At 43.6% G+C, this 21,697-nt stretch carries 21 protein-coding genes; 4 read left to right on the top strand and 17 right to left on the bottom strand.

Annotation, left to right across the window (positions count from 1 at the left end):
• Positions 1-250 precede the first annotated feature (250 nt).
• The 7 genes from FN831_RS21650 to FN831_RS21620 form a co-directional block, all read right to left on the bottom strand.
• The gene (locus tag FN831_RS21650; protein ID WP_142530297.1) at positions 251-1,537 is read right to left on the bottom strand and encodes a citrate synthase; all 1,287 of its coding nucleotides are present in this window, start codon (positions 1,535-1,537) and stop codon (positions 251-253) included.
• A gap of 118 nt (positions 1,538-1,655) precedes the next feature.
• On the bottom strand, positions 1,656-2,192 hold the full coding sequence (locus tag FN831_RS21645; protein ID WP_142530296.1) for a DUF3347 domain-containing protein: 537 nt from the start codon (positions 2,190-2,192) through the stop codon (positions 1,656-1,658).
• A 271-nt stretch (positions 2,193-2,463) separates the two neighbouring features.
• Positions 2,464-3,009: a hypothetical protein gene (locus FN831_RS21640; protein ID WP_142530295.1), complete on the bottom strand. Its 546-nt coding sequence runs from the start codon at positions 3,007-3,009 to the stop codon at positions 2,464-2,466.
• Positions 3,010-3,231: 222 nt separating this feature from the next.
• On the bottom strand, positions 3,232-4,164 hold the full coding sequence (gene miaA, locus FN831_RS21635; RefSeq protein ID WP_142530294.1) for a tRNA (adenosine(37)-N6)-dimethylallyltransferase MiaA: 933 nt from the start codon (positions 4,162-4,164) through the stop codon (positions 3,232-3,234).
• Between the two features lie 11 nt (positions 4,165-4,175).
• The gene (locus FN831_RS21630) at positions 4,176-5,030 is read right to left on the bottom strand and encodes a hypothetical protein (RefSeq protein WP_142530293.1); all 855 of its coding nucleotides are present in this window, start codon (positions 5,028-5,030) and stop codon (positions 4,176-4,178) included.
• Positions 5,021-5,353, bottom strand: coding sequence for a hypothetical protein (locus tag FN831_RS21625; RefSeq protein ID WP_142530292.1), 333 nt, complete (start codon positions 5,351-5,353; stop codon positions 5,021-5,023). Before FN831_RS21625 ends, FN831_RS21630 begins: the two co-directional genes overlap by 10 nt.
• A 35-nt stretch (positions 5,354-5,388) precedes the next feature.
• The gene (locus FN831_RS21620) at positions 5,389-6,486 is read right to left on the bottom strand and encodes an MBL fold metallo-hydrolase (protein ID WP_185960569.1); all 1,098 of its coding nucleotides are present in this window, start codon (positions 6,484-6,486) and stop codon (positions 5,389-5,391) included.
• A 108-nt stretch (positions 6,487-6,594) separates the two neighbouring features.
• On the opposite strand from FN831_RS21620, the gene FN831_RS21615 reads away from it, so the two are divergent.
• Positions 6,595-7,431, top strand: a complete 837-nt coding sequence (locus FN831_RS21615; protein WP_142530290.1) for an aminotransferase class IV — start codon at positions 6,595-6,597, stop codon at positions 7,429-7,431.
• Between the two features lies 1 nt (position 7,432).
• Here the strand turns inward: FN831_RS21615 and FN831_RS21610 are convergent, their stop codons facing one another.
• The 10 genes from FN831_RS21610 to kynU all read right to left on the bottom strand — a co-directional run bounded on the left by FN831_RS21610 (position 7,433) and on the right by kynU (position 17,408).
• Positions 7,433-8,395 carry a hypothetical protein gene (locus FN831_RS21610; RefSeq protein WP_142530289.1) on the bottom strand — a complete coding sequence of 321 codons (963 nt, stop codon included), beginning with the start codon at positions 8,393-8,395 and terminating at the stop codon, positions 7,433-7,435.
• Between the two features lie 6 nt (positions 8,396-8,401).
• Positions 8,402-9,511, bottom strand: a complete 1,110-nt coding sequence (locus FN831_RS21605) for a toxic anion resistance protein (protein WP_142530288.1) — start codon at positions 9,509-9,511, stop codon at positions 8,402-8,404.
• A gap of 22 nt (positions 9,512-9,533) precedes the next feature.
• A complete protein-coding gene (locus FN831_RS21600; protein ID WP_142530287.1) occupies positions 9,534-10,148 on the bottom strand; it encodes a TerD family protein in 615 nt (204 codons plus the stop codon).
• Positions 10,149-10,154: 6 nt separating this feature from the next.
• A complete protein-coding gene (locus FN831_RS21595; protein ID WP_142530286.1) occupies positions 10,155-10,709 on the bottom strand; it encodes a TerD family protein in 555 nt (184 codons plus the stop codon).
• Between the two features lie 2 nt (positions 10,710-10,711).
• Entirely contained in the window at positions 10,712-11,551 is an 840-nt protein-coding gene (locus FN831_RS21590) for a phosphoribosyltransferase family protein (RefSeq protein ID WP_142530285.1), read from the bottom strand.
• Positions 11,548-12,240 carry an HAD family hydrolase gene (locus FN831_RS21585; protein ID WP_142530284.1) on the bottom strand — a complete coding sequence of 231 codons (693 nt, stop codon included), beginning with the start codon at positions 12,238-12,240 and terminating at the stop codon, positions 11,548-11,550. The genes FN831_RS21590 and FN831_RS21585 overlap by 4 nt, the downstream gene beginning before the upstream one ends.
• Positions 12,241-12,416: 176 nt before the next feature.
• Entirely contained in the window at positions 12,417-14,273 is a 1,857-nt protein-coding gene (locus FN831_RS21580) for a DNA topoisomerase (protein WP_142530283.1), read from the bottom strand.
• A gap of 83 nt (positions 14,274-14,356) precedes the next feature.
• Positions 14,357-15,262, bottom strand: a complete 906-nt coding sequence (locus FN831_RS21575; protein ID WP_142530282.1) for a histone deacetylase family protein — start codon at positions 15,260-15,262, stop codon at positions 14,357-14,359.
• The gene (locus tag FN831_RS21570) at positions 15,262-16,122 is read right to left on the bottom strand and encodes a bestrophin family protein (RefSeq protein WP_142530281.1); all 861 of its coding nucleotides are present in this window, start codon (positions 16,120-16,122) and stop codon (positions 15,262-15,264) included. The genes FN831_RS21575 and FN831_RS21570 overlap by 1 nt, the downstream gene beginning before the upstream one ends.
• Positions 16,119-17,408, bottom strand: coding sequence for a kynureninase (gene kynU / locus FN831_RS21565; RefSeq protein ID WP_142530280.1), 1,290 nt, complete (start codon positions 17,406-17,408; stop codon positions 16,119-16,121). The genes FN831_RS21570 and kynU overlap by 4 nt, the downstream gene beginning before the upstream one ends.
• A gap of 111 nt (positions 17,409-17,519) precedes the next feature.
• On the opposite strand from kynU, the gene FN831_RS21560 reads away from it, so the two are divergent.
• The 3 genes from FN831_RS21560 to FN831_RS21550 all read left to right on the top strand — a co-directional run bounded on the left by FN831_RS21560 (position 17,520) and on the right by FN831_RS21550 (position 21,642).
• Positions 17,520-17,942 carry a secondary thiamine-phosphate synthase enzyme YjbQ gene (locus tag FN831_RS21560; RefSeq protein ID WP_142530279.1) on the top strand — a complete coding sequence of 141 codons (423 nt, stop codon included), beginning with the start codon at positions 17,520-17,522 and terminating at the stop codon, positions 17,940-17,942.
• 140 nt (positions 17,943-18,082) lie between these two features.
• Positions 18,083-19,204, top strand: coding sequence for a GNAT family N-acetyltransferase (locus tag FN831_RS21555; RefSeq protein ID WP_142530278.1), 1,122 nt, complete (start codon positions 18,083-18,085; stop codon positions 19,202-19,204).
• Positions 19,205-19,257: 53 nt separating this feature from the next.
• Positions 19,258-21,642: a mechanosensitive ion channel family protein gene (locus tag FN831_RS21550; RefSeq protein ID WP_142530277.1), complete on the top strand. Its 2,385-nt coding sequence runs from the start codon at positions 19,258-19,260 to the stop codon at positions 21,640-21,642.
• Positions 21,643-21,697: the final 55 nt, after the last annotated feature.

Here is a 21,697-nt window from a genome sequence, read left to right as displayed (position 1 = left end):
TTACTAAAAAATTAATGAAAGGGAATTAGAACGACATTAGAATCTTAGGTTTGCGATCATATTGTATATGGGTCATGCTGTGTTTGGATCATGCTACAGATCATATCAAAAAAAAATGATACCCTGTATGGTGCAGTGCCCCCAAAAAGTGTCTAACTTTTTGGGGGCAGTCCATCGATACAGGGTATCATTTTTTTTTGAAGCCAGGAGACACTCAACCTGCCTTGTCAAGGCAGCATTCTCAAGACAATTATCTGTTTTCAGCCTCTACGAAAGTCCTGTTGGTATGGCCAACATAAATCTGGCGCGGACGGCCAATTGGCTCTTTATTTTCGTGCATTTCTTTCCACTGTGCAATCCATCCCGGTAAGCGTCCCAGTGCAAACAGCACTGTAAACATGTCTGTAGGGAACCCTAAAGCACGATAGATAATTCCTGAATAAAAATCTACATTCGGATATAACTTACGTTCTACAAAGTAAGGATCGCTTAAAGCTGCTTCTTCAAGTTTCTTTGCAATTTCCAGCACAGGGTCATTGATACCTAATTTCTCCAGGATATCATCACATGCTTTCTTAATAATCTTTGCACGCGGATCAAAGTTTTTATAAACGCGGTGACCAAAACCCATCATACGGAAAGGGTCATTCTTATCTTTTGCCTTATTGATCCACTTCTCGGTATCACCACCATCTTCCTTGATACGCTCAAGCATCTCGATTACAGCCTGGTTGGCACCACCATGCAGCGGGCCCCACAGCGCAGCAATACCTGCTGATACTGAAGCATAGATATTACAGTCTGATGATCCCACCATTCTCACTGTTGAAGCTGAACAATTCTGCTCATGATCAGCGTGAAGGATCAGCAGCGTGTTCATTGCTTTTACAACAACAGGGTCTATTTCAATTTCTTCTGTACGCTGACCAAAAGTCATGTTCAGATAATTGCTTACATAGTCATATTTATTTTTTGGATAGATCAGCGGGTGACCTAAAGATTTCTTGTAGATAAAAGATACGATCGTCGGGAATTTAGCAAGCAGCTTGATCATCTCACGGTTCATCGTTTCTGTAGATGAATTTGCATCCAGTGATTCAGGATAGAAAGTAGAGAGTGAGCAAACCAGCGAGGCCAATTGCGCCATTGGGTGCGATTTTGAAGGATATCCGTCAAGGAATTTTTTCATATCCTCATGGATCAGCGTATGCTTGGTAATCTGTGCCTGAAAATTTTCAAGCTGCTCCGATTTAGGAAGATCACCGTAAATCAGCAGATATGCAACTTCAAGAAAAGTAGATTTTTCAGCAAGTTCTTCAATCGGATAGCCCCTGTATTTTAAAATCCCTTTTTCACCATCTAAAAAGGTAATTGCACTTTTTGTAGATCCTGTATTCTTATATCCGAAATCCAGCGTAATGTGGCCTGTTAAATCCCGTAATTTTGAAATATCAATTGACTTTTCTCCTTCAGTACCAGTTACAATGGGAAATTCATATACTTTTCCATCAATCTTAATCTCTGCAATATCTGACATATATCTTCTAATTTATAAATAACAAAAATAACTATTCTACTGATAATAGCCTATAAACAATCATAACAATGCTGTTAAATTATTGTTAACCGCTAATTATCACCCTTAAAAAATTAACTTACTTTTTGGGTTTAATTTCTTCAACAACTCCACCACATTCCAGCATCTCTTTTCCGTAATACGGATTTTTGATTGTTTTGTCTGAAGAAAGCCAGTCACCACCGTCACCATTATTGGACATAGGGCAATGCTGCACGTATATCGTGCCTTTCTGCAGGTCTACATGTTTAAACAGGGCAATCACATCAGAACTCAATGAAGTGAATTCCTTGCGCTGTACCTTAATATCTTCTGTGCCGGCAATCTTATCAGCGATCAAAGCTGTGTTTTCACAACCTGAAAAGGCAGAAAGTGATTTAGACAAATCCGCAGCCGTCTGATGTGCAGCAGCGGCATTACCTGCCACCAGCGTATTTTTCAGGCTGATATACCCATTGTATATATTCGCAATTTTGGGATCGGCCAGCTGCACCTCAGCGGAGGAAGTGCCAGTCTCTTTGACAACAGTACTGTCTGCAGTTGTATCTTCTTTTTTGGCAGCGTTTGTACAGGCAACCAGGGCCGACAAAATCACTATTCCAATATATTTTTTCATTTAATTATATTTATTTTTAAAGATCACCGCAGCAGTATAAAATTAGCTGTAAGTTTTACAGGATACATCCTGATACGGATTTCATCAATTTCGTTTTTTGCTCAAAATACTATTTTAATTCTAAATAAGTAAAAAAGCACAACATAATTGACCTTCCTTTTTGAAAATATTGCAATTCATATAGATGTCGCATTGCAGCGCATAAAAAAGCAGCCCTGATCAAGACCAGAGCTGCTCTCAACATTCCCCTGAAGGGAACGCCTATGCTTTATTAAAGTTTAAATCCGTAGGCAATACGCAGGGCGATTTGTCCTGTACGGTTTTTGTCGTCAACCAGGCGCAGGGCATCACCTTTACCTGCATTTTCATATTTCAGGCCAAGGTCAAGACCATTGCTCCATGAATAACCAATAGTTGGGGCGTAAAGGAAAGTTGTTTTTGCATTATCAGTTACACCAAAAGCTGCACCTACTTCGCCCATCGCATATACACCTGATCCAGACGGATCAAGAAAATACTTCAAACCTGTTTTCAAAGGAATATAGCCGTAATCAGGAACGTCTGTAATTGCGTTACCATTAAAATACGATCTGTCTTTTGCAAAAAAGTTTGTATAACCTGTAGCAACAGGAACTGATAATTGTTTTGTCACATCAAATTGCATACGTACATCAAGTCCTGCTGCAAAGCTGTAAGCATCATCGGTAGGCAAACCTAAGTTGGCGCCTATACCAATTTTTTGTGCACTTACATTTGTTGAGAAGAAGATTGCTACCGCAGCTACTGCTGAAGCAAAAAGTTTAGTAGATTTTTTCATTGCTGTGTTTAATTTGTTATAAAATTCCAGAACAGGTCTGTTATGGCCACATTTACAAACAGCATGCCAATAGCAAAAAAAGATTTTTTATATCTCCTGAAACAACAGCTGTACAGCCAGACAGTACAGAATTTCTAAAAAATAAAAAGAGCCCGTGTCCGGCGTAATCCCAGAGGATTCCGGAATACAGCAATCACGATTATTCAATTATCCCACAGGGCTTTACAACCGGTATTTTTCCGCGTGCAATTTCAATACCTCTTCCCTTAAAAGCCCCTGGTCAAGATCAGAATCCAACCAGTTTATCATGATACCGTCCTTTTCCATTTTCCTGAAAAAAGTCATCTGTCTTTTGGCAAACTGTCGTATCGCAATGTATAGTTTCTCCTTCATATCTTCCATGCTGAGCTCCTTTTGAAGGTAAGAGGTTACAAATTTATATTCCATACCGTAGAAAATCAGCGTTTCTGCGGGCACTCCCTGCTGTAAAAGGCTTTGTACTTCTTCGATCAGGCCTTCCTTAAACCTGTCTTCCAGCCTTTTGCGGATGTGCTCCCGGCGGGTCTCCACCTCTCCGCCCAGGCCCAGGATCAGCGGATCAAATTGCGGGCGCGGTTCTTCCCGGAAAGCGTTAAACTGCAGGAACTCCGCAATTTCTATTGCCCTTACCAGCCTTTTTGCAGACGAAAGATCTGCCTGGGCAGTTAGCTCCGGCGGATAAGCCGCCAGCATACGCCTAAGCTCCACAATATCATGATGCGGAAGGCCTGCCCTCAGCTGCTCATTTACAGGAACCGCGGTATACTGATGATTTTGCAAAACACTATGGATGTACATCCCTGTGCCCCCGCACAGTACCGGAAGCTTGCCGAGCTGAATGATTTTATCATATGCTTCATAAAAATCATCCTTAAAAGCATTCACGTTATACTGGTCACCGGCGTCCCTGATATTGATCAGATGATAAGGTATCTGTTTTCCCGCAGCAGCGTATTCCTGCAGGTCTTTGCCCGTACCGATATCCATCCCCCTGAAAACCTGTCTGCTATCCGCACTGATGATCTCCCCGTTGAGCGCAGCGGCAACAGCAACTGCAAGCCTCGTTTTACCGGAAGCCGTAGGGCCAAGAATAATGAGCAGAGGATGAGAAGACATGTTATGGGGACTTATAATGGGAGAATATATTTGAGATTGCCTGTATTAAAGATGCGGATATAGTTTTTCGATTTCATATAGGCCGCCGCTTCATCAGGGCTTAATAGACTAAGGGCAGACCTGAGCTCATCCGGCAGGCGGTGCGGAAAATACCTTGTCATGTTCGCTGTATCCAGCCAGATTTCAGCAGGTGCAGAAGTGTCAGCGAGTTCAAAACCCAGCTTCACATAACCTTTTCCAGACGACCAGTCCATATCAGTATAGGTCATCACATCATTTGGGGCTATTGTTTTTACCAAATGCCTGATCAGCTTGCTCAGCCCACCCTGCACCGTTATACCATCAATAGTGGCAAACCTGATCAGTTCTACGGATGTGTATCCCTCCCGGGCCCTTCTTGTCATTTTTCTTTTCGCGCTGAACGAAGCCATGGCCACAACCTCCTCTCCCAGCGTTAAAGCATATTTGTACCTGGCACTGGCTGATCCCTGCAGATGAAAATGATCAAAGAAATGATCAGCATCAGTCTGTGTTACTGATTTCACTTTGGTTTTACGTCCGTGTACCGTACTGTTCCTGCCCAGCATAGACGAGATTCTGCTGAGAACCTGCAAAGGCCGGTTCAGCCAGATATCTTCCCAAAGCTGTACCAGCATAACACCTTCAGTAAGATAAACAGATTGCAATTGCTTCAGGTCTTCGGGCGTTAACCCGGGCAAAAGAGGTATCAGGTTCAGCACCAGCTGTTCATGACCTTTGAATCTGATAAAACAAGCATTGCCGGCATAGTAAAGCGCTGCGTCTATACCCTTCAGCATTAAACTGTCCAGTAAATTTTCCTGCCAGGCGGCAACCTTTATACCCACTCCTGCTCTTTAAAGATTTTGTATCCCGATGCTACCTTGTTTTCAATGAGGTCCATGCCAGGTTCATCCAGTTCTTTGATCACCATTGTTTCTTCATGTTGCGGCAAACCTTCCGGCAGAAGTTCCAGCGCTACATGATCATCGTTAATACTTACCGAAACAAAAAATGTCTCCGTTCGCTTTTCTCCGTCAATTTCAAGATTTTTTTCAGACCACAGATCGTATTTTTCTTCGCTGCTGGTCCTGTTGTTAAAACCTAGAGCAGCATAGGGCTGTAATGCTGCCCTAATGGTTTGAAATATTTCTATCAGATCAGTCTTCATACATTTATAATTTTATAGATAACACTGCCGGAAAATTATTGTTTAACTGCAGCTACATTTAGCCACCATTTGCTGTCCGGATAACTTTCACCCAAAACTACTGTTTCTCCAAGCTGAGGCGTGGTAATCTTTTGCTGCTGCTCTTCTGCGCTCTTCACCACCCGGCGTATAGAATCGTCCCAGTCATGCAGGGCCAGAGAAAACTTGCCCCAGTGCACAGGCAACAGCACTTTTGCTTCCAGATCTTTCGCCGCCTGTACCACTTGCTCAGGGAACATGTGTATATACGGCCAGTACGCATTGTATTGACCGCATTCCAGTATGGCAAGATCAAATGAGCCATATTTATCATGGATCATTTTGAAATGACTTCCATAGCCCGAATCACCGCCTAAAAATATTTTATATGATGGCGTTTGAATAATAAAAGCCGACCAGAGGGTTTGGCCCCTTTTGAATTTACGGCCGCTAAAATGCCTGGCGATAGTGCCTGTGAAATTCAGCCCCAGCAGGCTCGTGCTCTCCGCCCATGAAAGCTCAGTAATTTTTTCTGCGGGAACTCCCCAGCGCTCAAGATGGGCACCAACCCCCAGAGAGGTAACAAAGTGCCCTGCCTTGTCTTTTAACTTCAGGATACTGTCCATATCGAGGTGATCGTAATGATCGTGTGTAATCAGAATGATATCAATCTTTCCAAAGTCTTCTGCATGGATAAAATCAGTTCCGTCGTAACTTTTGTTGCCAACAAAAGAAAAGGGCGAGGTACTCCGGCTGAATACCGGGTCTACCAGGATTTTAATTTTGTCTATCTGCAGCAAATAGCTGGAATGTCCAAACCAGGTTACCTTGGTACCTTCAACAGAATCAATCTCAGGCTTAACAAAAGGCAGTGGTGCCGGTGGTTTTGTATGGGCATTCCCTTTGATCATTGCCTTCATGATATCAAGGTAAGTAACCCCCTCGCCAAGGTCGGGCGTATTGGCAAAATTTCTGATCTGCCCATTGTTGTAGGTAGGAAGTATTTTGATCCTGTCACGTCTTGCGCCACCCGGAAGGCGACCAAATGCCGGGATATTGAGTATCAGATAGATAATCAATACGGAAATTAATATGATGGTAAAGCTGATATACATAATATACGTTAAAGATGAAATAATACGCAGATGTAGCGAATATAGGTATTGCGGCATATAGCGCGCGTAAAATTTTTATTATTATTGCAAATCTTAAACTAACAGGTAATGGCACCTAAATACGTATATATCAATGATACCTTTGTAGCCGCGGATCAAGCATCCCTGCTGATCACAGATCTCGCTATCCAGCGCGGTTATGGGATATTTGATTTCTTCAAAACTATTGGCGGAAAACCAATCTTTTTGCAGGACCATATAGAACGCTTTTACAACTCTGCACGCAAAATGCATATGGAAATTCCGTATACACACGAAGAACTGAAAGCGATACTGGCCCAACTGATGGAGAAAAATGACCTGCCGGATTCCGGGATCAGGCTCACACTGTGCGGCGGATATTCTCCTGACGGATTTACGATGCCGGCAAAACAGAACCTGATCATCACCCAATTGCCCTTCAAGATGGATCTCAGCCTGAATACCAAGGGGATTAAAATTGTGACCCGCAACTACCAGCGCCAGTTATCTGGTATGAAAACCATAGATTATTCCATGGCCATCTGGCTACAACCTTTTATCAAAGAAAATAACGCTGATGATGTGCTTTACCATGACAACGGACAGGTGAAAGAAGTACCAAGGGCAAACTTCTTCATGGTCAGTCAGGCAAACGAAATCATCACCGCAAAAACGAATATCCTGCCAGGTGTGATCAGGAAAAACCTGCTTGCGCTAAAAAACCATGATTTTAACATCATAGAACGTGATTTTAGCCTGGAGGAACTGTATCATGCCAATGAAGCCTTTATTACCAGTACCACAAAGCATATTATGCCTGTGGTCCAGATAGACGGCAAAGCGGTTGGAGATGGCAAAGCAGGAAAAATTTCTGCTGCACTGCTTGATTTGCTGGTACAAAAAGTGAGAGAGCACCAGGCTTAAATCAAAGCATATCTGTATTCAGCATTGTCTTTAGTATATTAGCCTGAACGTCAAAATTATTCAGGTTATTAAGGAAATGAATATCTGATATCTTCAGATAGTTTTCTTCAAGGAGTTTAATGATCTCAGCAGGTATGTATGTTCTTACTGACGCTGCATTACTTTGCAGTTTATCATTTTTATAGGCCATTTCCTGGATCAGCTTTGCTTTCTCTGAAGAAGTGCCTGAAAATTCCATTCCTGCAAGATCTTCCGGATGGTAAAAGAGGAAAAGGTTCCTCGAAGGATAAAACAGAAAGTGCTGATCAGTATCCAGGAATTTATAGACTTCGATAATGAGTGTGCCCGACTTTAGCCCGTACAAAAATTCGGTTTTAAAATCATGCTTGCAAAGCAGCCCCATTAGCCTGCGCTCAATCGTAGCATATTGATTTGTATAAACTTTATCAGCATCATAATCAACCATCTGCGCCAGCTGTTCTGAAGAAACAGTATAATAAAAATCCTTAGCGAAGCGTGCGCTGAACTGGGTAATATTTCGTACAAAAGGGAAATCAGAAGTCAGGTCAGAAAGCACCTCATACAGGTTACGGAGCGAATTATTGATCTTCAAAGCCTGGCGCTGCTTGCCTGCGATAAAACTCTGTTCAGTAACCAGCGTTTCATTCAGTTTGGCAATCACCTCCCTGTTCAGCCGGATCTCATCATCGATCAGCGATACATTCTTCTCATTGTTTTTCTTGATCTTCTTCAGCAGTTCTACCACGCTTGCCGTAAACTGCAGATGAAAAAGCTCCAGCTTATCAATAGAGAGATCAGCGTTATCAGCAAATAACTGATGGATGACCTGGCTGCGCAGAAAGATTTTATAAACTACCTCTTCCTGAAAAAACACCGACAGGAGCTGCAGGCGGCTAATCATCTGATCAGATTCCTTCAAAATACTTGCAGCATGTTCATCCATCCTTTACTATTTAACCTGCGTAACGTTTTTCTTGAGCTCAGTTTCCAGGTTTTTCAATTCAGTATCCAGTACCCTTCTGCTCTTCTCTCCCTCTTCATGAATCTTTTTCACTTCATCCAATGTGGAAATCAGCGAAGCGGTAGTCATTTTAAGCGTTTCCAAAGATACGACAGTTTTTTCATTCTCCTTAGCCACATCGATACTGTTTTGTTTCAGCATATCGGCGTTTTTTTGCAGAATTGTATTAGTGGTATCGCTCACCTTTTTCTGCATCTCTACATTTGCTTTCTGGCGCTGTAAGGCTACAGCGATCGTCAGCTGGTTTTTCCAGACAGGAATAGTTGTAGAAATGATAGACTGTGCTTTCTCTGCTACAGAAGTATTGTTGTTTTGTACCAGGCGGATCTGGGCAAGGGACTGCATCATGATAAAACGTACAATCTTCATATCAGCCAGCCTCTTATCCAGCCTGCTTACAAAATCGCGCAGATCGGCAATCTCATAATCTTCAAAGTCGGCCGGTCTCCCTTCCATTTCTGCAAGCTGTATACTCAGCTCATTGTATTTCAGCTGACCCGAAATAATCAGCTCTTCCATCTGATGAATATAGTTTACATTGCTCTCAAACATGGTCTGCAGAGAGCTGTTATCCTTCAGTGAGTTTAGTCGCCCTGCCTTGATCTTATTGGTGATCTTATCAATATTGTTTACCACTACATCATACTTCTGGAACAGCTTTTTTACATCCACCACCAGGTTCTTCAGGAACGGGATTTTGGCAATAAAGGATTTGAAGCCGCCCTGCTCCAGTTCAGACACATCAATATAATTCAGTTCCGTCAGCAGTTCATTGATCAGCCCGCCTACATCGCCGCTGTTATAAGTGCGTACAGAGGCCAGAAATTCATTGCTGTATTTTTCCATGGAATTCTGCGCATCCGCTCCATAATTCAGAATAGAATTTACATCAGAGGGCTGCAGTGACTTATTGAGATCATTATACTTTGATATCTCCTGCGGAGAAAGATTGGTTATATCTACATTTCCTTCTTTATCCAGCTTTGCCGGAACATTTTCAGGGATATTGTTGGATGGCTCCAGAGCGTTTGTTTCCATAATACTAATTTAATATGCTAAACTATAAATAGCTTTGTGTAACCGTCTGCACAGTTTGTTCAAGCTTTCTGTCTTTGGTAGGTTCCCCGATGGCATTGAACTTCCATTCCCCGTTCTTTTTGTAAAACACGCCCAGTACCATTGATACATGTCCCGCAAAACCTGCGCCATGAGCAATGTCGTACGTAGCAAACACCTCATTTACCCGGGTTGCTGATCCTTCATAGATCCGGATCGAGGCAAATGGGATCGAAGCAAAATCCTGTCCCTGGAAGCTGTTCAGCACAAAAGCCACATAACCTGCCGTAGCCGGAAGCCTTGATAAATCTACCGTAATCACTTCATTATCCAAACCGTCATCACCGCCGGTATCGCCGGTACGGTCGTCACCACTGTGTTTGATCGAGCCGTCTTTGGAAGCCAGGTTACCAAAGTAAACTACCTCCATCAACTGTTTGCTTTCACTGTATACTGCACAACTAGCGTCGAGGTCTACCGCAACTTTCGAAGAGCCAAAACCAAAGAGGCCTTTCTTTTCAATTGCGCCCCAGTTGATCCCTACACAAACCTGCTGTAATTTGGTGCCGTTAGTCTTTTCAAGACTGATCCGTTGACCTTTTTGAAGATTAATTGCCATAACAACTTATTGATATTTATTTAAATAATCCTGCAGGCCACCTTTCATTCCCACGCCTACAGCTTCAAATTTCCATTTTCCTTCGCGTTTGTAAATCCTGCCAAACTCTACCGCAGTTTCAATAGAAAAGTCTTCTTCCAGTTCGTATTTCAGGATCTCCTGATTGGTTAGGGCATCAAAAATACGGATGAACGAATTTCTCACCTGTCCAAAGTTCTGTCTGCGCGCTTCAGCTTCGTGTATCGTTACCACAATACAGATCTCAGCAACTTTGGCATCAATCTTTGACAGGTCTACCTTTACCTGTTCATCATCCCCGTCGCCGTCACCGGTTAAGTTATCACCGGTATGTTCTACTGAACCGTCCGGGGATATCAGGTTATTATAAAACACGAAATGTTCATCAGATACAATCTTTTTGTTATCGCCCAGTAAAAACAGGGAAGCATCAAGGTCAAAATCGGTGCCTGTAGAAGAGCTGTTTGTGTCCCATCCCAGTCCTATCGTAAATTTAGGGGCATCCAGATTTTCACGCTGCCCTTTTTGCAAGTTTATAGCCATTTTTATATCAATTTATATTTTTTAGTATTGATCTTATTTTTAATGTAATTCAGGTTGAGTATATAGGCATCAATCGTATGGTACCCATTTCCTAACGCCAAATTATATAACATATTGATAAATTCTTCTGTTTGATTTGCAATAAATATAGAAAAACTGTTAAAATCAGCATTCAGTATGTATTTAACAATCCTGGTATTGAAACAGAAAGAACCACTTTTGACAATCCCGTCAAGATCAAATATAGATTTTACCTGGTGATAATTAAGCAAATTTTCTACGTTTGGGTGAATATCCTTATTAGCAAGTTCAGCAAAATAAAGTAAATGGATATCGTTCTTCATCTGAAACTCTTCTACCATTCTGAGGATCATGCGTTCATGACTACCCGTGATCCTGATATCGTCCAGAAAAAGCAGTGTTTTGTGATCCAGAAAGTGTTTGTCAATGTGAAATGAATCGTTCCCAATCAGGTTCATCCGTTCTTCGGCGCTTAGTGCCCCGTAATCTTCCTTATAGGTAATCGTCCGGTGCACCTTTGCTTCCTGCACCACCAATCCGCCCTGATCTGCCAGCCAGCGGTTCAACTGATGAACAAAGTAGTTCTTCATGGCAAATGTTGCGGTAGGAATAAAAGAATACGGACTGGATATCACCACGATCTGATTAGCTATAAAATGATCCTGCAGATAGCCGGAGATAAAACCCTCCGCCAGCTGTTCCCCAAATTCCTTTGCCACCTGGTCGTCGCCAAACTTAAACCTTGAATAAGCGTTGGGATCAAATCCAAATACTTCTGCATGATGGATCTGATGTAGTGCATATGATTTTGTTAAATTCATTGTAAACAAGTTATAGTTTGATGATTTGAGTTAATAAGTATACTGTGTATACCCAGCAGGCTGGCACCATGGATATCTGCCACCGGATTGTCGCCTACGTGGACAATCTCATGCAGTTCCAGTTCATTGTGCTGCCGCCCCCTGTTTACCTGATCCAGCATCAGCCGGAAAAACTCAGTATTGGGTTTAGACAGCCGCACTTCGTCTGAATACAGCTGAAAATCAAGGTACTGGTCTAATTCCAGCGCTGTCAGTACTTTTCGCAGCGTTCCTCCCCTGATAAAACCTGTATTGCTCAGAAGGCTTACTGTTGACGCATTCTCTTTCAGCGTATGCAAAATACCGGCTGTGTTTCCGCAATAGATCTGCGGCATATAATTGAATAACAACTCCTCCATTTCCATGTATAACGCTTCTGTATCAACAGCAGCAAATCCCGGATGATAATCGTTCAGGATGCTGATCACCATCAGGTACATTTCGTCTGCATCGATATTCTTACCGGTTCTTTCATTGATACTGTTGCACATTAGATCTACGTTCCGGAAAATTGTAACAACTTCTGCAAAAGATTTATTCCGGGGGTTATACCGGGCATGAAAGATCCTGGCCCTTTCCTGTTTAAAATCGGGGTTGGATTTGATTAAAGTGAGCCAAAGATCGAAGGAATAATGTTTATAGCGGTTCATTAATTTAGTTTTAGAGTATACAAAATACAAAAAATTAAGAGAAGATGAACAAGGCAGATAAAACTTAACTTATTCTTTATAAGAAGTTTATTTTGGGATTTTTTCACCGCAACAAAACCCGTGTTTTTGAAGATGTTAAAACGCGGTAGCCGGAAAGTTATTGTGAAATAATGTCGTTACACGGTCGCGGTATCCTCTTTTTTAGGTTCCAGACGTGCAGCAAGGCCTGCTCCTGCGGCAAGCAGCTCATTGGTGATCGCGCGTGTATATTCTGAGATCTCAGCCTTGAAATCTGTAACAGAAGCACCTGAACGGATTTCTTCCAGCCGTTTCTCCCAGGAGCCCGTCAGCTCTGCCTGTGCAATCTTTTGGTCCTTTACCACATCATACACAGCGAGGCCTTTGTGTGTGGGCACCAGGTTCCTTTTTTCCCTTTGTATATATTCCCTGGTAATCAGGGTTTCAATAATCGAAGCCCGTGTAGCCGGAGTGCCCAGTCCACTGTCTTTCATGGCATAACGAAGCTCTTCATCTTCAATTTCTTTGCCCGAAGTTTCGAGGGCCTTCAGCAATGAAGCCTCATTGTATAATGATTTTGGTTTGGTCTGTTTTTCAAGGAAAACCTTTTCCACAATCGGCAGTTCCTCCCCTTTTTTTACCTTTGGCAGCGAGGGGTTGTCCTCGTCCTTTTTCTCTTCATCCTTATCATTCAGCACAGAACGCCATCCCGCAGATCGGATCACTGTTCCATTGGCAATAAATACAGAGCCTGATTCAATCGTGATTTTCGTTACTTCCTTTACGCATTCCTGGTGAAACGCTTCCAGCATCCGTGCAACCACCATATCATAAACGGCCTGCCGGTCTGAACTCAGTCCCTGAGGGCTAACTCCGGTGGGCAGTATAGCGTGGTGATCTGTCACCTTCTTTGCATTTACACTTCTTTTGTTCAGCGGAACGGTCTGTAGAAACTCGGCCGACTTCCCAAAATCGGGATGCGAGGCCAGTTGGGCAATCAGCTGTGGCACGCCCGCAAAAACATCGTCTCCGATATACCTGCTTCCGGTACGCGGATAGGATACCAGCTTGCTCTCATACAGGTTCTGTAACAGGTTCAGCGTCTGGTCGGCCGTGTACCCCTTGCGTTTATTGGCCTCCTGCTGCAAACTGCTCAGGTCGTGCAGCAGTGGCGGCGGTTCTTTTCTGGGCTTGGCTTCCACATCAAGAATCCTCCCGCCCCTGGGAAATCCGGAAGGAACATCTTCGATTTTATCAAATAGGGCCTGCGCTTCTTCCTTTACGTTAAAATTTGCAACAGATACCGCTTTAAAAAGCTGTCCGTCTTTATCAAGCTGAATGCCCAGCTGATAATACAGCTGTGGAACAAAGTTTTTGATTTCTATATACCTGGAGCAGATCATGGCCAGCGTTGGGGTCTGTACCCTGCCCAGCGACAATACCGAGCGTGAACCCGCAGAAATACTTAGAGCCTGCGTGGCATTCATCCCTACCAGCCAGTCAGATTCCGACCTGCAATGTGCGGAGTTGAACAAAGTGTCGTAATCAGTGCCGGGTTTAAGGTTTCTGAAGCCTTCTTTGATTGCTTCATCAGTTTGTGATGAGATCCACAGCCGTTTGAAAGGTTTTTTACATTTCAGGAAGTAATAGATGTAACGGAAAATCAGTTCACCTTCCCTCCCGGCATCCGTTGCTACGATGATCTCCGTAGATTCATCAAAAAGCTTTTTGATAATATCCAGCTGTTTCCTTACCCCGGGATCCTCTACAAAGCCATCTTTGGTTTTGATCTTGCGGATTGCCAGTTTGAATTTCGCAGGCAACATAGGCAAATGTTGTCTTCTCCAACCGATAAAGCCATATTCCTGCGGAGGTGCCAGTTGCAGCAGATGGCCAAATGCCCAGGTAAAAGAATATCCTTTACCCTCGATATATCCATCTTTTTTGGCCGTTGCGCCAAATACTTTGGCAAGTTCCCGTGCAACGGATGGTTTTTCTGCAATAACAATCTTCATCAGCAATCATTCAGTTTGGAACCGATAAATCTCATCAAAATTATCTGGATAAGGAACAAATGTGTAAAACTAACAGCACGTGTTTAATCACCGAGCAGATCAATACCCACCTTATAGGTATTGCAATGCGCATCCACAATATCCCTGATTTCTGGGGAATACCCTCCGCCCATACTCACCTGCACCGGCAGTGCATGATCTTTACAAAACTGGAAAACCATCCTGTCCCTCTCCCTGCAGCCGGCTTTGCTGAGGGCAAGTTTTCCAAGTTTGTCTGTAGCCAGAACATCCACGCCAGAAAGATAAAAGACAAATTCCGGCTGGTGCAGTTCATATAAATGTGGTAATGTTTCTTCCAGGATAGAAAGATAACGGGCATCTTCAATACCTTCGTCCAGGCCAATATCCAGATCAGAAATTTCCTTTCTGAAGGGGAAGTTCTTCTCGCCATGCATCGAAAATGTAAAAATGCGCGGTTCATTCTGCAGCATCTCCGCCGTACCGTTGCCCTGGTGCACATCTAAATCGATAATTAATATACGATCATATATGTGATTAGCTATCAAATGATTGGCGGCAATAGCCTGGTCGTTCAGAATGCAGAAACCTTCGCCCCAGTCAGACCCTGCATGATGTGTGCCGCCAGCTACATTAAAAGCAATCCCGTGCTGACTTGCATACATCGCGCCGTCGATCGTGCCCTGCGCAATCCTCAGCTCCCTTTCCAGCAATTGCGCATTCAGCGGAAAGCCTATCCTCCGCTGTTCCCTTGCCGGCAATGTAAAGTCTTTCAGCTGCTGCCAGTAGGCAGGATCATGTGAACGCAGTACTTCTGCTTCGGGCAGCAGTTCCGGGGCAAATAAATTATCCTGCGTAATCACCCCCTCATGCAGCAGCTGCGCCGGGATCAGTTCATACTTAAGCATAGGGAAGCGGTGCCCTTCGGGCAGCGGATGCGCGTACAGATCATGATAGGCAATCTTTACCATCAGCCCAGGATCTCCCCGATGTGTTTCTCGATATTGTTGCAGATGTCATCCACCGGAAGGTCATTTGCATCATGTCCAAAGGGATCTTCTATTTCTTCAGCTATCAGCTCCAAACTCGCTAATACATAGAGGATAAAAGGTACAATCAGCACCACAAAAAACCCCAGACTGAACACCCATCCAAAAGGAAGAGTGATCACATAAAGGAAGAGGAATTTTTTGATAAAGGCACTGTATGAAAATGGAATCGGTGTTTTCTTTATCCGCTCACAGCCTCCGCAGATATCTGTAAAGCGGCTCAGGTCGGCACTGAGAATAATCAGCTGTTCACCTGATAGCTTGCCTGCGGCAGCTAAGTCGTAAATTCTGGCCGACAAACTTGCTGCGATCTGATTGGGGATATGCTTACCGCCATCTACTTCAATCAGGAAACTGTTTTTGCCAAAGTATTGCTTCTCGCGGAGATGCTCCTTTAAAGCAAAGGCATATTTGGGAATGCCATAGGTAAAAAACTCATGTTCTTCATGATCCAGTTTAAGGGATTTAATCTTGATGGCCAGATTTCTGCTCACATTGGTAAGCTCTCCAAGCAGGCGCCTTCCTTCCCACCACCTGTCGTATGATGTATTGGTGCGGAAAACCAGCAGCAGTGAGATCACAAAGCCCAGAATACTGTGCATCATATTGATATTGCTTACTGAATTGCTTTCAGAAAGTTTAAAGAAATGCAGTTCCAGAAAGGCAACAAGACCAGAAAACACTCCCACACTCAGCATGAGGGGCCATAATTTTCTAAAAGTATCTGCCTTATGGATATGAAAGATAAAGGTAAACCAGGCTTTGGGATTGTAGTTGATCATATTGCTGCTGCTTTGCTCAGCTGCAGCAGCAGCTCGCCGGTATGGTAAATATCCTCAAAAGAATTGTATAATGGTGCAGGGCCAAAACGAATTACATTGGGTTCGCGCCAGTCGCCCAGCACATTGTTCTCCACCAGCTTGTTAAATATGGCTTTGGCATCCCCTTTTGCGATAACAGAGAGCTGCGCACCATGGGCATCATCATTTTCTGGCGTAATCACCTGATATTGCTCGTCGCCAATGGCCAGGTTAACCTCCCTGATCACGTATCGCAGATAAGCCGTTAAGGTCAGGCTTTTACGGCGCAGGGGCTCCATAAAGCCGGCTTTTTCAAAGATTTGCAGCGAAGCATGATAGAGCGCCATCGGGATCACCTGTGTGCAGCTTACCTGCCAGCCATCCGCTCCCGGTTCGGCAATAAAGCCTTTCTCCATTTTAAAACGGATAGATTCCTGGTATCCCCACCATCCGGCAAAACGACTCATGTCTTGATCGCCAAAATGTTTTTCATGGACAAAAATTGCACCTATGCCACCCGGGCCGCTGTTCTGGTATTTATAGGTGCACCAGCAGGCAAAATCCACCTGCCAGTCGTGCAGTTGTAAGGGAACATTGCCGGCAGCATGTGCAAGGTCAAAACCTACAATGGCACCTGCCGCATGTCCTGCCCTGGTAATTGCCTCCATATCAAACCACTGACCGGAAAAATAATTGATACCTCCAAACAGCACCATTGCCAGTTCATCTTTATTGTCTGCAATTGCCCGCGTAATATCCTCTGTCCGCAGTGTATACTCTCCGGCTCTGGGCGCAATTTCTATAATGGCCTCTGCAGGATCAAATCCATGAAAGCGGACCTGGCTTTCCAGCGCGTACTGATCTGAAGGAAAAGCCCCGGCCTCCATTATAATCTTGTATTTTTTTTCATCAGGGCGGTAAAAGCTCACCATGAGTAAATGAAGATTTACGGTAAGCGTATTCATCGGGCAAACTTCTTCTGCCCTGGCACCGACGATGGGCGCCATCAGTTTTTTCAGTTCCTTATGATAGTACATCCATGGCGTTTCGCCTTCAAACCATCCCTCTACTGCCAGATCCTGCCAGTTATCGAGCTGCTTGTTAAGTACTGCTCTCGCCGATTTGGGCTGTAAGCCCAGGGAATTGCCGCAGAGATAAATAAAAGGTTTACCGTTTTGTTGCGGGAATAAAAATTCATCCCGGAACGATCGCAGCGGATCCTGTGCATCCAGTTCCTTTGCAAAATTGAGGCTGTTTTGAAACTCCATAGATTTCAAATATCTAAAAAAATCAGCAGGATTACGGAAGACAGCCGGAAATTACAGGGGCCATCACCAGGAGTTGTACATCTTCAGTTGATATTTTAGTAATTTTGCGGAATGAAGATCTACCAGCAACAGATACGCCTGCATGAAAGGCGGCGGGGCTTTCACCTGATCACCGCGGATATCATCCATTCATTTCCGCAGATCAGCGATATACAAACAGGCATATGCCAGGTTTTTATCCAGCATACTTCCGCCTCGCTGAGCATCAATGAAAATGCCGATCCAACAGTAAGACATGATTTTGAAATGTTTTTTAATAAGGCCGTTCCTGAAAACGATCCTGATTACCTGCATGACGACGAAGGGTCGGACGACATGCCCGCCCATCTCAAAGCATCCCTGCTGGATACATCCCTGATGATCCCGATCCGTAACGGAAGACTGGCACTGGGAATGTGGCAGGGTATTTACCTTTGCGAGCACCGTAATCATGGAGGTGCCAGAAATCTGATGCTCACGGCATGGGGCCAGTAAATGCAGGACCGAAAAGTATAAATTAAGAACATCCCTAATTTAGGGGATAGACCATACAAGATATAGCTGATTTGAATATATTTGAAGCTATAATTAAAAAGGCCTTTATTTAGGCTACACCATCCTTGCTCAAAACATATATGAAGACAATAGTTGAGGTTAAATCAAAAAAGGAACTCGCAGCGTTTATTGATTTCCCGCATGATCTGTACAAAAACGATCCCATGTACGTCCCTGAAATATTCATCGGACAGCGGGATCTCCTGACCACACATCCATTCCATAAACATTCACCGTTACAATGCTTTTTATTGTATGAAGATGGCAAAATAACAGGCCGCATTGCTGCGATCCTTAACAACCGTCATAATGAATTCAATAACGTTAAAGACGGTTTCTTTGGTTTCTTTGATGTGATCAATGATGCAGAAAGTGCAAAACTGCTGATTGATACCGCAGTAAACTGGCTTAAAACAAAAGACAGCCTGGTGAATAACCTTGTGGGCCCGGTAAACCTCACTACCAATGATACCTCGGGGCTCCTTGTTAAAGGTTATGATTATCCGCCTGTAATCCTTACGCCCTATAATGCTCCCTATTACGAGCAACTGCTCGAAAACACAGGGCTTAAAAAACAGGTAGACCTTATTTCCTGGAGATGGGACAAAACCTCATACGATGACAGGTCTGTAAGAATTTCTGATAAATTGGAAGAAAGGATAAATACGCGCGGGGTAACGATACGGAAGCTGAACATGAAGAAATTCAAGGAAGAAGCAGAAAAACTTAAACACGTATATAATAGTGCCTGGGATAAAAACATGGGTTTTGTACCTCCAACTGATGAGGAGTTCGATTTTATTGCAAAAGACCTGAAGCTGATTGCAGATCCTGATTTTGTATATATCGCAGAAAAGGACGGCAAATTTGTAGGTGTGGCAGTAGCGCTTCCTGATGTGAACCAGATACAAAAAAAGATTTCAAGGGGACGGCTCTTCCCCACAGGTATTTTTAAATTGCTTCTCGGCCTGAAAAAAATCAGGGGTATCAGGATTTTTATGCTTGGTGTAATCGAGGGATACCGTCATATGGGGATTGAAGCGGTATTGTACGCTAAAATTATCAAAACTTATAGAGAAAAGGATTACGATTATGCTGAGGCCGGATGGACATTGGAACATAACCATGCCGTTAACAATGCCATCAAAGCGATCAAAGGCGATCCTTATAAAATCCACAGGATCTACGAGAAAGCAATATAAAATATATTGTATGCGTTTTGTTACATTTGTAGCATAATCCTACCTAAACTTAAATGAAGATAAAAAACCCTTTTGCGATTGGCCGGTTCCAGTTTTTATTGTTACTGCTCAGCACGCTCTGTTTTTACAGTTTAAATGTAACTGCACAAAGTGCAAGGTCACAGCAAAAGGCAAGGGATAAAGCTGCTGATGTATCCTATCTTTCTGATTCAACAGTGCTCACCAGGGGGGATTATCTGGCGCGGCTACAAAAAGTATTTGAGGCCATCAATAAAGTAAAGGTAACTACTGCCTCTTTCTACAAGATGGCCCCGATCTCGGGCTATTTAACACAGGATGAAGCGGCAATAGCGCTGATCAAAGAAAGGCTTAACCAAAGCGACCGGACGCTCAACCTGCAGAATGTACAGATGTACCAAACGCTGCTGGACGAACTTGAAAGCAGCAATACAGAGTGCCTGGCAGACCTTAGCCATTATGAACAAAAATTAAACGGGCTGAAAACTGAAATCCTCAGTCTCCGCAAAGATACCGTACTGCTCAAAATCTTTACTGTCGATTCCCTTAAGCGGATCTTCAAACCTCAGCTGATCGAACTCAGAAATAAAAAGCTGGTGATGGACAGCCTCATCAAGAGCAATACCAACCTCATTAATTCCCTGCAAGCCAGGACTTCGGCAAATATCATCAACGTAAAAGAACTCCAGTACACCACAGACAGCCAGCTGAAAACAGTCGGCATCAAGGCATTCGGAAAAGAAAGACGGTACCTCTGGGAAAGCGTAAACAAGTCGGCCAACCGCAGTATGGGCTTCAAACGCTTTATGCAGAGTGAACAGCAGATCTCCAAATATTACTTTGTGTATACAAGAAGCAGCCGTGCCTTACTGATCTTTCTCGGTGCAGTGTTCTTCTTCTGGGTCTTTTTCAATTTCAAAAGCCTGATTAACCGTAAAAAGCTGGATGCCGTAGAATCATTCAACTTCATATTCATCAGGCCCAGGCCCTATCAGATCTCCATCATCTTTATTTTAACCCTTGCTCCTGTTTTCGACCTGCTGGCACCGGCCCTATATATCGAGGCGGTACATATCTTTTTGGCACTAAGCCTCACTACACTACTTTATAAAAGATTGCCCCGGGAAGTCTTTGTACAGTGGTGCATCTTTGTGGTTCTGCTGATGGCACCTGTTGTGCTCAGGTTACTGGGCATTCCGCCGCGTTACCAGCGCTGGAACCTTTTGGTGTTCAGCATTGCGTCCACGGCCTTCGGTATGCTCAGTTACCTCAAGCTGAGAACAAAAACAGGCAAGTACAGGATCCTGCTGCCGGTGGCAGTTATCTTTATCATTTTTAACCTCCTGGCTATTTTCTGTAATCTGTTCGGGCGTTTTACGCTCACCCAAATATTTTACACTACAGCAGTGAGTGCTTTTCTGCATGCCCTTTCCCTGATTATCCTCGCGGGCATGATCACAGAGGCCTTCCTGTTACAAATCAAAAGCAGCAGGATCCGCAAGCATTACCCGGAGCATTTTGACTGGGAGCCGGTTGTAAAAAGCATCCGCGGGCTGCTTAATATTGTTGCATTTCTGATCTGGCTTACGTTATTTCTGGTAAACCTCAATATATTCAATGAACTCTATACTACCATTCTAACCGTCCTTACGGAAAAAAGAAAAATAGGTACGCTTGCATTCACCCTGGGCGGTATCGTCCTGTTCCTGCTGATCATCTGGACGGCCAACTTCCTCCAAAAATACATTGCCTATTTCTTTGGGGATACCGGTGATGATTCACTGGACGACAATAAGGGCGAGCGCTCAAAACTGATTGTTACCCGACTGGTTTTACTGATCGGAGGATTTCTCCTTGCTGTAGCAGCTTCAGGTTTGCCGATCGACAAGATTACGGTGGTACTGGGTGCTCTGGGCGTTGGTATCGGTCTCGGTCTTCAGAACATCGTCAGCAATTTTGTATCAGGTATCATCCTGATTTTCGATAAAACTTTGCGCATAGGTGATGTTGTGGAACTCAGCGATAAAAAAGGCAGGGTAAAAGAGATTGGTATCCGTGCCAGCACACTGTTAACAGATGAAGGTGCAGAGATCATCATTCCCAATGGAAACATTTTGTCCAATAACATTATCAACTGGACCCTCAGCAATAACCAGATGAGGATCACTATTTCCTTTACTTTAGCCAAACCTTTTGTGAGAGAAGAGGTAGAAAAGCTGATCAAAGACGCAATTGCCTCTAATGATAACATAATGCTTAATAAAGAAGCAAAGCTGATCATGACCCCAAAAACTAAAACCAGCACAACAGTAAACATCTATTTCTGGTGCAAAGATATTTCGGTTGCCGAAAGCACCCGGAGCAGCATTAATGCGATGATCTATGACCAGTTGGAGGAAAAGGGAATTGAAGTCCTTTAATGGATAAAATGAACATGCATATCTGTCAAATAAAACATACATTAGTAGGATAGTA

Source organism: Pedobacter westerhofensis (genome assembly GCF_900182595.1).
GTDB lineage: Bacteria > Bacteroidota > Bacteroidia > Sphingobacteriales > Sphingobacteriaceae > Pedobacter > Pedobacter westerhofensis.
The sequence above is the reverse complement of the archived record's forward strand: the minus strand, read 5'-3'. Positions and strand labels throughout refer to the sequence as shown.